At 45.3% G+C, this 14073-nt stretch carries 16 protein-coding genes and 1 pseudogene; 14 read left to right on the top strand and 3 right to left on the bottom strand.

Annotated features, from left to right (window positions below; genetic code table 11):
• Positions 1–7 precede the first annotated feature (7 nt).
• The 4 genes from ACLU24_RS05755 (at position 8) to ACLU24_RS05740 (ending at position 4458) form a co-directional block, all read left to right on the top strand.
• Entirely contained in the window at positions 8–790 is a 783-nt protein-coding gene (locus ACLU24_RS05755) for a ZIP family metal transporter (protein ID WP_412610953.1), read from the top strand.
• 45 nt (positions 791–835) lie between these two features.
• Positions 836–1792 (top strand): alpha/beta hydrolase, encoded by a 957-nt coding sequence (locus tag ACLU24_RS05750; protein WP_412610951.1) that lies wholly within the window; start codon positions 836–838, stop codon positions 1790–1792.
• Positions 1793–2065: 273 nt separating this feature from the next.
• On the top strand, positions 2066–2350 hold the full coding sequence (locus tag ACLU24_RS05745; RefSeq protein ID WP_412610949.1) for a DUF6110 family protein: 285 nt from the start codon (positions 2066–2068) through the stop codon (positions 2348–2350).
• A 26-nt stretch (positions 2351–2376) separates the two neighbouring features.
• Positions 2377–4458 carry a heavy metal translocating P-type ATPase gene (locus tag ACLU24_RS05740; protein WP_412610948.1) on the top strand — a complete coding sequence of 694 codons (2082 nt, stop codon included), beginning with the start codon at positions 2377–2379 and terminating at the stop codon, positions 4456–4458.
• Positions 4459–4663: 205 nt separating this feature from the next.
• Here the strand turns inward: ACLU24_RS05740 and ACLU24_RS05735 are convergent.
• The 3 genes and pseudogenes from ACLU24_RS05735 to ACLU24_RS05725 form a co-directional block, all read right to left on the bottom strand.
• Positions 4664–5260, bottom strand: a pseudogene (locus tag ACLU24_RS05735) (type I restriction-modification system subunit M N-terminal domain-containing protein); the annotation flags it as partial.
• Positions 5261–5313: 53 nt separating this feature from the next.
• A complete protein-coding gene (locus ACLU24_RS05730; protein ID WP_412610946.1) occupies positions 5314–5517 on the bottom strand; it encodes a helix-turn-helix domain-containing protein in 204 nt (67 codons plus the stop codon).
• A gap of 166 nt (positions 5518–5683) precedes the next feature.
• Positions 5684–6715 carry a hypothetical protein gene (locus ACLU24_RS05725; RefSeq protein WP_412610944.1) on the bottom strand — a complete coding sequence of 344 codons (1032 nt, stop codon included), beginning with the start codon at positions 6713–6715 and terminating at the stop codon, positions 5684–5686.
• A gap of 269 nt (positions 6716–6984) precedes the next feature.
• Here ACLU24_RS05725 and ACLU24_RS05720 point away from each other — a divergent pair, with 269 nt between their 5' ends.
• The 10 genes from ACLU24_RS05720 (at position 6985) to ACLU24_RS05675 (ending at position 14061) form a co-directional block, all read left to right on the top strand.
• On the top strand, positions 6985–7335 hold the full coding sequence (locus tag ACLU24_RS05720) for a hypothetical protein (protein WP_412610943.1): 351 nt from the start codon (positions 6985–6987) through the stop codon (positions 7333–7335).
• 12 nt (positions 7336–7347) lie between these two features.
• Positions 7348–8847, top strand: a complete 1500-nt coding sequence (locus tag ACLU24_RS05715) for an AAA family ATPase (RefSeq protein WP_412610942.1) — start codon at positions 7348–7350, stop codon at positions 8845–8847.
• A 214-nt stretch (positions 8848–9061) separates the two neighbouring features.
• Positions 9062–9613 (top strand): MT-A70 family methyltransferase, encoded by a 552-nt coding sequence (locus tag ACLU24_RS05710; protein ID WP_412610940.1) that lies wholly within the window; start codon positions 9062–9064, stop codon positions 9611–9613.
• Between the two features lie 6 nt (positions 9614–9619).
• Positions 9620–9817 (top strand): hypothetical protein, encoded by a 198-nt coding sequence (locus ACLU24_RS05705; RefSeq protein WP_412610938.1) that lies wholly within the window; start codon positions 9620–9622, stop codon positions 9815–9817.
• A 15-nt stretch (positions 9818–9832) separates the two neighbouring features.
• Positions 9833–11989 carry a type IV secretory system conjugative DNA transfer family protein gene (locus ACLU24_RS05700; RefSeq protein WP_412610936.1) on the top strand — a complete coding sequence of 719 codons (2157 nt, stop codon included), beginning with the start codon at positions 9833–9835 and terminating at the stop codon, positions 11987–11989.
• Positions 11986–12951 (top strand): replication-relaxation family protein, encoded by a 966-nt coding sequence (locus tag ACLU24_RS05695; protein WP_412610935.1) that lies wholly within the window; start codon positions 11986–11988, stop codon positions 12949–12951. Before ACLU24_RS05700 ends, ACLU24_RS05695 begins: the two co-directional genes overlap by 4 nt.
• Positions 12952–12970: 19 nt before the next feature.
• Positions 12971–13189 carry a hypothetical protein gene (locus ACLU24_RS05690; protein ID WP_412610933.1) on the top strand — a complete coding sequence of 73 codons (219 nt, stop codon included), beginning with the start codon at positions 12971–12973 and terminating at the stop codon, positions 13187–13189.
• 11 nt (positions 13190–13200) lie between these two features.
• Entirely contained in the window at positions 13201–13422 is a 222-nt protein-coding gene (locus ACLU24_RS05685) for a hypothetical protein (protein WP_412610932.1), read from the top strand.
• A gap of 137 nt (positions 13423–13559) precedes the next feature.
• Positions 13560–13823 carry a hypothetical protein gene (locus ACLU24_RS05680; RefSeq protein ID WP_412610930.1) on the top strand — a complete coding sequence of 88 codons (264 nt, stop codon included), beginning with the start codon at positions 13560–13562 and terminating at the stop codon, positions 13821–13823.
• A complete protein-coding gene (locus tag ACLU24_RS05675) occupies positions 13813–14061 on the top strand; it encodes a hypothetical protein (RefSeq protein ID WP_412610928.1) in 249 nt (82 codons plus the stop codon). The genes ACLU24_RS05680 and ACLU24_RS05675 overlap by 11 nt, the downstream gene beginning before the upstream one ends.
• Positions 14062–14073 lie beyond the last annotated feature (12 nt).

Here is a 14073-nt window from a genome sequence, read left to right as displayed (position 1 = left end):
GACTTACATGAATACAGATACATTGACAGGAATTATAATTCCGTTTATAGGAACTGCGGCAGGAGCTGCCTGCGTGTTTTTTATGAAAAAAGAACTGTCACGGATGGTTCAGAGAGCATTGACAGGTTTTGCGGCAGGAGTCATGGTAGCGGCTTCGATATGGAGTCTGCTCATTCCGGCTATGGAGCAGTCAGAGCCAATGGGAAAGCTTGCATTTATTCCTGCTGTCATTGGTTTCTGGGGAGGTGTTTTATTCCTGCTTCTGCTTGATCATATCATTCCGCATCTGCACATGAATGCAACGAAGGCGGAAGGACCCAGAAGCAGACTGGCAAAAACAACAATGATGGTTCTTGCAGTTACACTTCATAACATTCCCGAGGGAATGGCTGTCGGAGTAGTATATGCCGGATTCCTCTCCGGTTCTGCTGAAATAACCGCAGGAGGGGCTTTGGCTTTATCTCTTGGTATAGCGATACAGAATTTTCCGGAGGGCGCGATCATCTCAATGCCGCTTCATGCGCAGGGACGCAGCAAAGGAAAATCTTTTCTCGACGGTGTGCTTTCCGGTGCCGTTGAACCTGTGGGTGCTGTATTGACGATCATGCTTGCGGGTTTTATTGTCCCTGCAATGCCTTATTTGTTAAGCTTTGCGGCAGGAGCTATGATGTATGTTGTAGTGGAGGAGCTGATCCCGGAAATGAGCGAGGGCGAACACTCAAACATTGGCGTGATCATGTTTGCAGTAGGATTTACGCTTATGATGGCTCTTGATGTCGGACTTGGATAATATAATAAAATACGAAAAAGAAAAAATAGAAAGAGGAAAAATTTTATGGCTTCCATAAGAGGAAAAATATGCAGCTTAATGACTGCCACACAAAATGTCAATCCGTCAGCGCATCCGGACGCTGTGAAAAAGATGAAAAAAATGGCAGCTAAATATCTGGATGTAAAGCTGCCTGAGAATTATACATTCGAAAAGAAAATGACCGAAAACGGCACATCGTATCATGTTATACGTAGGAATGACCGCAGAAACACCAGAAAGGTTCTCTTTTATATCCACGGCGGATGCTATATAGCAGGACTTACAAATAACTATCATTCCTTTGTCAGGGATTTTTGCGATATGGAGGAAGGTATTACCGCTGTTCTGCTTGATTATAAAACCGCTCCCGAATACAAGTATCCTGTGCAGCTTGATGAAGCAGTGGATCTCTGGGATGAGCTTACAGAAAGACAGGGATATCGTCCGGAAGATATTATGATTGGAGGAGATTCATCCGGAGGAAATCTTGTTCTTGCTCTGATGCTTAAGATCCGTGACAAAGGAAAAAATATGCCTGCCGGAGCGTTTCTGCTGTCACCGTGGACGGATATGACCATGTCGGGAAACAGTTATATGCAGAATTATCAGAAGGATATAGAGATAGGAGAAAGAAAGGCAGAGCTGACAGAGGAAAAACGACAAATGCTGATGGAGAGCGATATATACAGCTTTATCGGAGATGCCGACAGAAATTCTCCGTATCTGTCACCGCTGTTTGCTTCTTTTGAAGGATTTCCGCCCATGTTTTTTGCAGTCGGTGAAAGCGAGATGCTTCTTGATGATACTCTTGAAGTTGTAAAAAAGCTTAAGGATGCAAATATTTCTGTTATCTGTGAAAGAAAGCCGGATATGTTTCATTCCTATGTCCTGTATAAGAATATGATGCCGGAGAGTAAAGAATCATATCTGAAAATCAAACGATTCGTCAAAGAACAACTTGATCTATGTGTAAAATTATAGTTGGCAACAGGCTATAATATCAATGGTGAACGGAAAAACTGCCGCATTCAGGGTTCAGCGTCACGCTGGCAACTTGATATAATGGACAAACAGATATTGACATTTATAAAATAAAGTTATATACTTTTAACCAGATTAGTTCAATCTAACAAACTTTATATGAATAGGGATGATATCCGATGAAGCAGCACAAATTCTGGGCAATCGCAGCTTTTGCTTGTATGTTGATGGCGATCATCACAGGTTATACACATAAATAAGGAGGACAAAATCATGACAACTTTAAGCAAATCACTTCTGTTATTCTTCGGAGGGGTATTGTTCGGCACAGCAGGAATAAAGATACTTTCAAGCAGAGATGCCAAAAAGGTTTATACTCATTGCACTGCCGCTACTCTCAGAGCAAAGGATTGTGTGGCAAAAACAGCCACAACGATACAGGAAAATGCCGAGGATATTTTGGCAGAGGCAAAGCAGATCAATGCAGAGCGTGAAAAGGAAGACACAGCGATCTGCGGTAATAAACCGGAAGAAGAATCCGACAATGACGCAGAATAATGCCCCTGCATTTGTGGTGATCCAAAATGAAATATCAGATAAAACATGAAATACAGGGGCGTATCCGGCTTCATATCCTGCAAAAAATCACTTTGACAGAACTGGACAAACTTTATTGCAGCTTGTCTGAAAAACACTTTATCAAACGCTGTAAGGTGTATGCTCCTACCAACGATCTTATGCTGGAATACACCTGCGGCAGAAAAAATATCCTGCGTTTTCTGACAGAATTATATCTGGGTGATATTATTGTTCCGGAAAGCTCTCTTGCGGCAGTAACTGCTTCGAGAGAGCTTAATGCCGAATACAAAAGCAAACTCATTCGGAAAGCTGCTGCTCATGCTATAAACAAATTATTGCTGCCGTTCAGGCTTCGTGTTATCATTTTAACATTAAAAACAGCTTGCTTTGTGTGGAAAGCTATTTCGTGTCTTGCTAAAGGCAAATTGGAAGTCCCTGTTTTAGATGCAGCGGCAATTACAGTTTCTATGCTCAGGCGGGACTATAAGACAGCAGGCTCTGTTATGTTTCTTCTGGATATCGGAGAAATATTGGAGGATTGGACACACAAAAAATCCGTCAGTGATTTAGCAGGCAGTATGTCGTTGAATGTAGGAAAAGTCTGGCTGAAAACGGAAGATCAGTCCGTTCTGATAAATGCCTCCGAAATAAAGGAGGGAAATGAGATCATTATCCGGACAGGAAGTATGATACCCTTTGACGGAGTTGTCACATCCGGAGAAGCTATGGTCAATCAGGCTTCTATGACCGGAGAAAGCACTCCCCTTCTTAAAAACACAGACAGCACCGTATATGCCGGAACAGTCGTTGAGGAAGGTGAGCTTACGATCTGTGTAAAAAGTGCAGCCGGCTCTACAAGATACGAAAAAATCGTGTCTATGATAGAGGATACGGAAAAGCTGAAATCAGAAGTCGAAAGCAAGGCAGAGCATCTTGCCGACAGGCTTGTACCGTATACATTTGCAGGGACACTGCTTGTCTGGCTTATCACAAGAAATATAACAAAAGCCTTATCTGTTCTTATGGTGGATTTTTCCTGTGCATTAAAGCTTGCAATGCCCGTTACGGTTCTGTCGGCTATAAGAGAAGCCAACAATTACGGCATAACCGTAAAGGGAGGAAAGTTTCTCGAAAAAATGGCACTTGCTGATACGATAGTATTTGATAAAACCGGAACGCTGACAAAGGCAGTTCCTACGGTCAGAAAGGTCGTTTCCCTCTGCGATATGAGCGAGGACGAGCTGCTGAGAATCGCCGCTTGCCTTGAAGAGCATTTTCCGCACTCTATGGCAAATGCAGTTGTTAGTGCAGCAAAGGATAAAAACCTTATCCACGATGAAATGCACACGAAGGTCGAATATGTTGTTGCACACGGTATAAAATCCACCATTGACGGCAAAACCGTGCTGATAGGCAGCTATCATTTCATATTTGAGGATATGGGTGTTGCTGTACCTTTAGGTGAAGAACAGAAGCTGCTGTCAATTTCTATGGAGTATTCCAGATTATATATGGCAATAGACGATTATCTTGCGGCGGTGATCTGTATTGAGGATCCTTTGCGTGAGGAAGCTGCAAATGTGGTAAGTGAACTGGGGAAGTGCGGCTTCACAAACATCGTAATGATGACAGGCGACAGCAAACACACAGCTAAAGCAATAGCCGAAAAAGTCGGTGTCGATTCTTTTTATGCGGAAACTCTTCCGGAAGAAAAAGCCGGGTTTATACTTCGGGAAAAAGCAAAAGGCAATACGGTTGTGATGGTCGGGGACGGCATCAATGATTCCCCTGCTCTGTCGTCTGCTGATGTGGGTATTGCGATTTCAAACGGGGCGGCTATTGCAAGAGAAATAGCCGATATTACAATTTCAGAAGATAACTTAAATGGAATCATCACCGCAAGAAAGCTCGCCTTAGCTATGATGAAGCGCATCGAAAGAAATTACCGCTCCATTCTGGCTATTAACGGCGCATTGATCGCTCTCGGTGTAACAGGAATTGCACAGCCTACGCTCACAGCTACGATACATAATGCTTCTACGATAGGTATCGGGCTGATGAGTACAAAAAAGCTGCTACAAGATTGACCATCTCCAAATCCTTGAACGAACCCCTATATAATTACACGAACCTCCTTTTAGTTCGTTCATTTATGCACCCAAACCATAAGCAACTTTTAACAGCCACCCGGACATCAACAGATACAAACATAACCAAATGAAAAAAGGCTTGAAAACAAGCGGTTTACGCTGATTTCAAGTCTTTCTTTTGTATCAATCCCGCTACTGTTTTGTCATAAACGCGGCAGTTATCAAACGGCTTCAAAATGGAGACGAGGGTTTTTACTACGCTGGACGGCGTATAGAACTCACCGCCTTTTTGCCCCTCAACTGCAGCAAACTGCGCAATACAGTATTCGTATGTGCGGCCAAGCAGATCCTTACTGCCGTCCGTGTCGCTCATATCCATATTCGTAAAGAGGTCAACAACGTTACCAAGAACGCGTTTATCGAGATCCGGATTTCCGTAATTCTTCGGAAGAACATTTTTCAGCTTCTTATTATCGGCCTCAATAGCACGCATAGCATCGTCAATAACTGTACCAATTTCAGGAGTATGAGCAGCTGTCGCAATTGTTGCCCAACGAGCCTTTTCGGGGACAAAGAAGATATTCTCCTCTTCATAAGCGTCAGGATCATCCTCGAATCCATCGCCTTCCGCTAAGAGCTCCTGATAGCGTTTATCAAATGCGCTGGAAATGTAGCGCAGGAAAATCAGACCAACAATAACTTTTCTATAATCAGCAGCAGGAATGTGACCCCAAAGGACGCATGCTGCATCCCAAATCTGTTTCTCAAATCCGATGTTGGCGTTGTTTTTCTCAGCCATGAATGTTTCCTCCATCCGTATCTTTTAAGAATATCATAATTAAGCCATCAGGATTATTCATCTACGAACTCCATGATGTCATCCAAAGAGCAATCAAGGGCTTTGCATATTCGCCCCAAAACATCCGTTGTAACGTTATCGCCGTGCGTAAGCTTGTTTATTACATAGTGACTCACACCAGCCATTTCTTCGAGATCCTTCTTTTTCAAATCTCGATCAATAAGTAGCTTCCAAAGTTTTTTGTAGCTTACATTCATAATCATGACCTCTCTGATTTCATTCAGTAAACTGCTAGTGCTTATTATATCACTCCAAGTCCGGTTTTTCAATCATTTGTTATCGTTCAAGAACATTTATCTAAAATATTTGAGCCGCCTATCTGGTTGATCATTATCGATAGATAGGCGGCTCTTTTTAGCCTTTTTAATCTGAGTTGCTATTATCATTATTTTTTGGTACTGGAATATGGTCTATTTTGTAATGTGAGCCAGAGGGTACATCTACCACAATCACTCCTGTGGGATTATCTCCTATTTCTACAGAAGAAACCTGATCTCGAGTAAAGCCGTACTTTTTAAGAAGCTCATCAAATCCTTTATCACGCATCCTCCTATATTCATCCAAGTCATGAAAATAACAGGTATCAAGTAATCTGCTGTACTTTAATGCATGTTCTGAATCTAACGTGCCACGCAGCCCCCCCGTTGCTTCAATGAAGGCTCTTCTATCAGGATAGCGAAGTCCTATACGCTCATATTCTTCAGTATCATCGCTAATACAAAGGTATAAAAGATCTAGAACGGGAACAAACATATCGCTTTTGCCCCGGATTGCAATATCTCGTATGACTTGTTGAACCATAGGATGTATCTTTGTTCGTTTTTCGTCCTCGACTACCGCCTTTAAGATTCGAGGATTCTTGTATCGTGTAAGCGAAAACACATATACTTCCGACAAGAATTTTACCAGAGTCTCTTTAGTGTTTAAGATTTCGAACTCGTCCTTATACACCTGCGGAATCGTTTCATCAGTCTTAATTATCTGCCACAGATCATAAAGCACATCCGCTTCACATCCCTTAACGAGGGTCGGCATTAGATACTCACCAAAATGCTGTTCGACTCTTTCTGCTACATTAGCCTTTAGGTATGCACTAACAATACCGGCATTTATGCTTTTTCTATTCTGGCTATTACGGTATCGGGAAAGCATAGCGGAGGTTACTCCACCTGTATCGCGCACAATACCTTCCAGCAAGCGATCTACGTCGGCATCATCCAGTCCCGCTGCGAGTAGGATATATTTATCAAAAAAATCCATAGTCATAGTTTCGACAGGTTCATTGATAGTACTGAATCTGTCGATTATTTTTTCCTGTATTCCGGAAACATCCGCGCAGTAGGGGTAAATGGTCTTTTCGAATGTGCCGTAAGATAATTCGGACTTCACCTTCACGTGTATCACTCCAATTTAGTCAATAGTTAGTCAAGTCATAGGAAAACCGCTTGCATATAAACGGAGAAAAATTTTTGATACCCTATGCCCAAGAAGAAAAGTTAGAGATGCTACACCTCTAAAAACGCTTATATTATAGCATTTTTCTCGCTTTACTTCAATCCACTAAAGGATGCGTCGACCCATCAAAGATCAAATTCTTGGTCTTTAAACCAGAGGAGCCTCGGCCCCGAGGCTTCTCTCCATTCTTCAAAAAAGGAGGATTTATCATGAACCTTATGAACCTGCTCGCTACGGCTTATGGTAGCCGCACTTACACACTTTCAGAATTCAAGATGAACATGGAAACTTCAGATCGCTCCTTGAAGCGAGAAATCGACAGCTGCCCCGACGGACGGGTTGTTCGCCGCACCCTGGAGCTTCCTTCTCGCTGTACGCCTCGTCGCGCTGATCTTTGTTTCGTTGGGCATGAAGGCCAGTATGCCATGATGGTAGACACTAACGTCTACTACTACGGCACTGACCCTAATCTCTACCAGCTTTTTCGTGATCGCATGATCATCTTCGACAGCTGGTATGATCTCGTTCATTTCTGGCACTGGCTTCCTTACGTGGATTAGGGAGGTGATTCTATGATCCACTATGATGGCAATCACCCGCTCACTATCCCTCAGATGAAACAACTCTTCGCGGAGCATAGCGCAGAGATCCAGAAGGAAGCAGATCTCTGTTCATCAGACGTGTTTCCTCAACTCCGCATTTCGCTCCCGGGCTGTTTTCCTATGGATGAGGAAGTGTATCTAAGGTTTTTAAGAACGGACTATGGTTATGCGCTCCAGTTCTCAGAAGAAGTTCTCTATGCAGGAAGAAGCCATAAGCTCAACCAACTTTCCCTTGGTAATCCTGTCCCTTTTGATTCCTGGCCTGAGCTTGAGCAGTTTATTTCTAACCTTCCAAATGACTTCGGAGATAGTGAGGACTATTCCTCGAATGGCTCCCAGTACGTTATCAGCTCGGACGGACATGCTATTGAGCAAGACTACGCCGACACTGTTCGTCTGGAGGATCTAATAGATAAACTCAAAATTCAACTCCCGGAACACAGTTTTTCTCATCCCAACGAGTCCACGATACTCGAGGAACTTCGCAAAAACATCCGTGGTCAGCCCATGGCCACTGCGACCATTGCCCATCTGGTACATGCTCATTTGTGTAAGAAAGATCCACAGCGTCCGCTGTCTTTTCTTCTTCATGGACAGCCGGGAACAGGTAAAACCGAATCCGCCAAGGTACTAGCTAGGATTCTCGAAAGATACTGCGCCCCAGAGTATGGCTACTCTATGACCCAGCTCAACACCTTTACCGAAAGTCACACCATCTCACGACTGCTTGGTGCCGAACCCGGCTACGTGGGTTACGAGGAAAAAGGTGTGTTTGAGACCGTCGTAGATAACCCGTATATGGTCTACTGCTTCGATGAGATCGAGAAAGCCCACCCGGTAATCTTAAAAGCATTCATGTCTATCTTGGATGACGGTGTTCTAGCCTCCCGTAAGGAGCTGGATGATGGTTCCCGTGAGTTCAACTTCAAGCACTGTATCTTTGTCTTTACTTCCAACCTGAAGCTGAACAGCTCCACTCCGAAGATTGGTTTCTGTGCAGATTCCGAAATTAAAGACATCTCCGCCTCAAAGAAAGGTATCGCCGTGTCCTATGAGGCGAAGTCAAAAGCAGCCGATCCGGAGTTGGTTCAGGCTATCTACTCCAACAATGAGAAAGCTCGTGCCGCCTTTGTCCGTACCGGCGTTCTTACAGAGATTGCATCCCGTTTCGGCTGTTTTGTAGAATTCCAACCTCTGTCTGAAACCGCTAAGCTGGAGATCCTGGCCAGAACTGTACTGCATATAGGCTTCGAGTACGGCGTCAAACTCTCAAAGATAGACAATGCAATCATGCAAGGACTCGTTAACTCCGTTTCCGCAGAAAACGGCCTCACAGTGCGATCTTTCCGGACGGTTATAGAAGGATACCTCGCCAGCGCTTTTGCGGCGACAGCGGGCCTTTCTGACGGCGACAGCGGCACTTACCGGCTGGGCGGGACACTGGCAAATCCAGTACTGAAACAAGTGTAAAAATGCCATTTTGAAACCATAAAACACGGTATATGTCAATAAAACAACAGTGCCGACGGACCTACAAAAAATGAGGCTTCTACCTCTGTTAGCATGGTTCCGGTCGCTCCAATAGTTTGATCAAAAACCCATTTGGAAAATTTGCAAAATATGTTTTAATGCCCGGCAAGAGGGGCGCACATTAACACAACACGAAAAGGAGGAAAATTTGTCTATGGCAAAGTACCAAACCATCCTCGCTGATCCGCCTTGGGATAAAAACCAGAAGGGTCGGCTCGGAGCCATCAATCATTATGATCTGATGCCTCTCGATCGAATCAAGGACATGCCTATCGCAGACTTCTGCGAAGACAATGCACATTTATGGCTCTGGGTTCCCAACGGACTCATCCCGGAAGGACTCGAAGTCATGAAGTCCTGGGGCTTTACCTACCGCTCACCGTTCTACTGGATCAAACCTCGCCTTGGTCTCGGAACCTATTTAAGAAATGCGAGCGAGGTCGTTCTGTTTGGGACGCGCGGAAAAGCACCAGTAAAGTTTAAGGCTCAGCCGAACTGGGTGTTTGCACCACTCCAAGATCATTCGCATAAACCCGAAGAACAATACGCCATTATTGAGCGTGTTTCTCCGGGACCGTATCTCGAACTGTTTGCCCGTCGCCGTCAGCCCGGATGGGACGCATGGGGCAACGAGATAGATTCAGATATCATCATTCCGGATTATCCCGTTCCAAAATATTCAAATAAAGTTACGGAGGGAGCGTGATGATAAATGAACTATCAACCAAAACATTGGCTCGAAAGACTCTTGGAAGCCGCGATCATCATCGCGCTGTCGGCTTTTCTCATCAGGCTTGCCGCCTGTTACATTGTCGAAGCATTACCAGTAATCGTAATTATTGGTACGCTAGTAATAGCAGGAGTCGTTGCATACCGCATTTGGAAACAAAAGCACGACTCAAACTGGTAAGAAAGGAGGGCTACCATGGCTAAACACTCTATCAACAAACTTGCATGGAGGGAAGTGGTCTGGCAGCGTCCGTATGAGCTGGATCAGATATATGAGCTCTTAGCTCACTTAGCTGTAACAACGCCCCGTGGCTCAGTAATTTGGGAATCGCGAAGCCACGGAGGTTACGTCAAACACTTTGTCGGTGCTGACATTAGATATATTAGCAAAATTGAAAACGTAATCAAGGTGCATGGAGACATTCAGCTCTATCCTACCGAAGATCATATCCGTCAGCCCGTAAGTACAGTTAAGCAACTTACTGTATCACATCCAGGCTTATCGCTTAATACTGAAGTCACTTCCGCTACAATCCGTGCCAGCCTTGCCGCTCTTGCGAATGTTCACGGCGAAGAAGAATCTGTCGTACAAATCTTACTCGGCGCGTCATTCATGCCGAAGTCGACGCCGAAGAACATTCCCGATCCGCACGCTTCATGGTTACATACCGCATTATTTGGTGTTCAGGATGCCTCGCAGGAAACCCGTAAATCCATCAAGGAAAAGAACGAGCAGCATTGTTTCGAAGCCTGCATCAGGATTGGTGTTTCGGGCGAGCATACAGAAGGTCGACTCTACTCCATCTTGAGTGCTTTGCGTACTTTAGAATCGGCCGGCGTTCACATTCGCCTAAAACCGGACACGCCAGACAGCCTCAATGTCGTCAACATTCCATGGCATTTTCCACTCAGGCTTTCCGTCAAAGAACTTGCCGCCTTCATGCTCTTGCCCTACGGCGAGGATGAATTTCCCGGCACAAACGGACTGCACCCGAAGCTCACATTGCCGCCGAAATGGTATCGTGAACCCACTAACGATATCCATGGTCGCACCTTCGCTCGTAGCAGGATAAATATCGGGAGTCAGAAACTTTCGATCAGTCGTCAGGATAGCTTGGAGCACACTATTATCCTCGGCCCGACCGGTTCAGGTAAAAGCACCGTCATGGAACATCTTATTCTTGCAGATATCAATGCCGGTCGCAGCGTCTTAGTTATTGATCCGAAAGCTGATCTCGTAAACAGCATTCTCGAACGTGTTCCTGAAGGTCGTATAAAAGATGTCGTCGTAATCTCACCGGCAGATCTGTGTCCGGTTGGCTTCAATCCATTGTCTCTACCTGGAGATCCCACTCTCATTGCAGATTCAATTCTTGCAGTATTTAAAGAAATCTTTGCAGAGAACTGGGGCATCCGGACGCAGGACGTGCTGAGCGCATCACTACTCACACTTATGCAGACTAAAGGCGCATCTTTGCTCTGGCTGCCAGCACTTCTGACCGACGAAAAGTTCCGCCATAGCATTACGGACAAACTTACGGATGAGATCGTCTTAAAGCCTTTCTGGAAGAACTATGATGCAATGAAGGACTCTGAGCGCAAGCAGGAAATCGCACCGGTCTTAAACAAGATGAGACAGTTTCTGTATCGTCCGGGGCTCCGCAGTGTACTCGGACAAAGCAATCCAAAGTTCCAGCTAACAGACCTGTTGTATAAACGCAAAATTGTTCTGGTCCCGCTTAACAAGGGTACGGTCGGTGCGGAATCCGCTCGGCTTCTTGGCTCCCTTATTGTCGGCCTCACTTGGACACTGGCCTTGTCCAGAGCAAGTATTCCACCAGAAAAACGTCATGTCATTTCTATGTATATCGACGAGCTCCAAGACTACTTGGCTCTGCCAACCGATCTTTCTGACGCGCTCGCGCAGGCCAGAGGTCTGGGAGTCGGCATCACTATGGCGCACCAGTATCGCAACCAACTTCCACCCGATCTTCGAGCTGGTATCGATGCAAATGCCAGGAACAAAATTGCCTTTGGTCTTAACGCTGGCGACGCAAAAGAACTGGCAGCTCAGGCCCCAGAGCTCGACGCACTGGACTTTATGACCTTACCTCGCTATGAGATTTATACGAATTTTATGTCCGAGGGCAAGGCCACCGGATGGATTCGTGGAGTCACTTCAAAGCTTCCTCGAAGCCTTCGTGACCCAGCCGAACTTAGAGCTTTATGTCAGGCAACCTATGGCGTACCGGCGGAAACTGTTGATCGGGATTTCCTTAAACTACTCAAAAATACCGAGGCCGAACCACCGTCAGACTTCGATGATTCCGCTATTGGTCGGAGGAAACTATGAGTTCCGGTCGCCCGACCGACCGCATCGTTCAAACGACCCCTGAAAGCCGCCGTTTTCCGGCAAACATGAGCTTTAACGGAAAAGACGATTACCGCATTCTAGCGGAATCTCTCCCCATCCCGGAGGAGGCAACTCCCGGCAGGCGCAGTAAGAATCAACTGCTGGAGCTCATCGACCACTTAAGCGAACGAGACTTTGAGATCCTGATCTCTCTTCGTCAAGCTAAGTACCTGATGACCGGACAGATCCAACGCCTACATATCCCTGAGGCTTCTACTCCATCTGCCGCCATGCGCGCTACCACAAAGAACATGAGTAAACTGAAAGGTCATGGACTAGTAGCAACTTTTAAGCGCCGCATCGGTGGCATCCACGCCGGGTCAGCATCTTATGTTTGGCATCTCACTGAGGCAGGTTATCGTCTACTTGATCTCAGGAGTTATGCCTACACCGTCGGTCGAGCTAAACGCCATCTTGAACCATCCTACATCCACATGAAGCACACAATCGCTATCGCAGAAACCTATGTGCAATTAGTTGAAATCTCTCGCAGGAACAAAAGTCTTGTGCTGAACACTGTGGAATGGGAACCGGATTGTTGGCGTCCATTTACGGACAGCGGGCACGACCTTCAGATGAAACCGGACCTCTTTGTCGTTACATATAACGGCGGTTACGAGGACAGATGGTTCATTGAAATGGATTTGAACACTGAAGCTTTGCCGGTCGTGATAGACAAATGCGCTCGCTATCATCAGTACTTTCGTACTGGCATCGAACAGCGGCAGCATGAAGTCTTTCCGATCACGGTCTGGATTGTTCCAGACGAGAACCGCAAGCAAAAGATCCTAGACGGCCTTACTGAACGTTTCATGAAAGCTCCGAAGCTGTTCGTCGTGATCACTCCAGACGAATTCGAACACCTGGTAACTCATGGTGCTTCCAAAAAGCAACTACATTAACTCTAATCGAAAGGACTATATGACTAAGAAGACCTATATACCCTCATATTTTTTCGATGGCATCGATGAAGCTACACTTAAGTTCCATGCCTGCTATGAGGATATCAAAACACTTCTCGATAAAGCCGAGGAACAAAGCCCGGAGGCAAAGCAATTGATTCGTGATGAGATTGCTTTCTACCTCGCCAACTTCTTGTATCTCTATCACCGGGATGCATTCTCTAAAGACAAAGAATAGGAGGAAGACTTATGGCCGCAGCAAACGACTTAAAGAACATGGCAAAACAGACTCTGGAGAAGAACAAAATCTTCTTCGATGAAGCGGTTTCCAAAATGGAGGATCTGAGATTCTATGCCAGCCGCTTCGGCGGGTCCTGCGACGATCTCCTGTTAAAGCAGATCGATCTATATATCTCAGAACTCCAGCAGCTCAAAAAATCCATTTCTGGAACTACCGCAAACGAACACTAACCGATGCGCCCCTCTATATCAGACCTAAGCTGCTCTGGTTTAAAGGTCTGGCACATGTAAGCCAGCTGTGTAGGACTTCATGATGCATGGCACGTCCGCTCTTTGTATTTTATTAACTTTAATCCGAAAGGATATTTATGATCGAACAAAAGAAACAGTTCTCTCTCGAAGAATTCAAAAGCGATAAAAAGCTAACGATGCGAATGCTTAAAACCGACGTCTGGGCTATTACAAAACTCATCCATATTGCCAGAGAAAACAGTCCGACTGAAGAACTTGAGCTTCGCCGGGAGATACGTCCGATTGCCGTAGAGCTGCTGTATCAAGTCATTGGCACACCAAAAACCTTTGATGAGGTACTCAGTGAAATAGATAAACAGGAGGACGGAAATGACGACTGAAATTGACTGGAACCTGATTGAGCTCACCGAAATCTATGAGTCATTCGATGCGGCACTCAAACTTCTTGACGAAGACACTGAGCGTGTCATGCGGCTTATAGACGCGGCTATTGAGCACGGAGCAACACCGGAAAGCATGACGGAGCCGGTTAAAGAATTCGCCATAGGACTGCAAATCTGCTGTGAAAAAATAAATAAGCTCAAAGATCAAAAGAAAAACAAAACACAAAAAACTTGACGGTTCTATGCA

The sequence above is a fragment of the Pseudoruminococcus sp. genome, assembly GCF_047012705.1.
GTDB lineage: Bacteria > Bacillota > Clostridia > Oscillospirales > Acutalibacteraceae > Pseudoruminococcus.
This window is presented reverse-complemented; position numbering and strand designations above follow the sequence as displayed.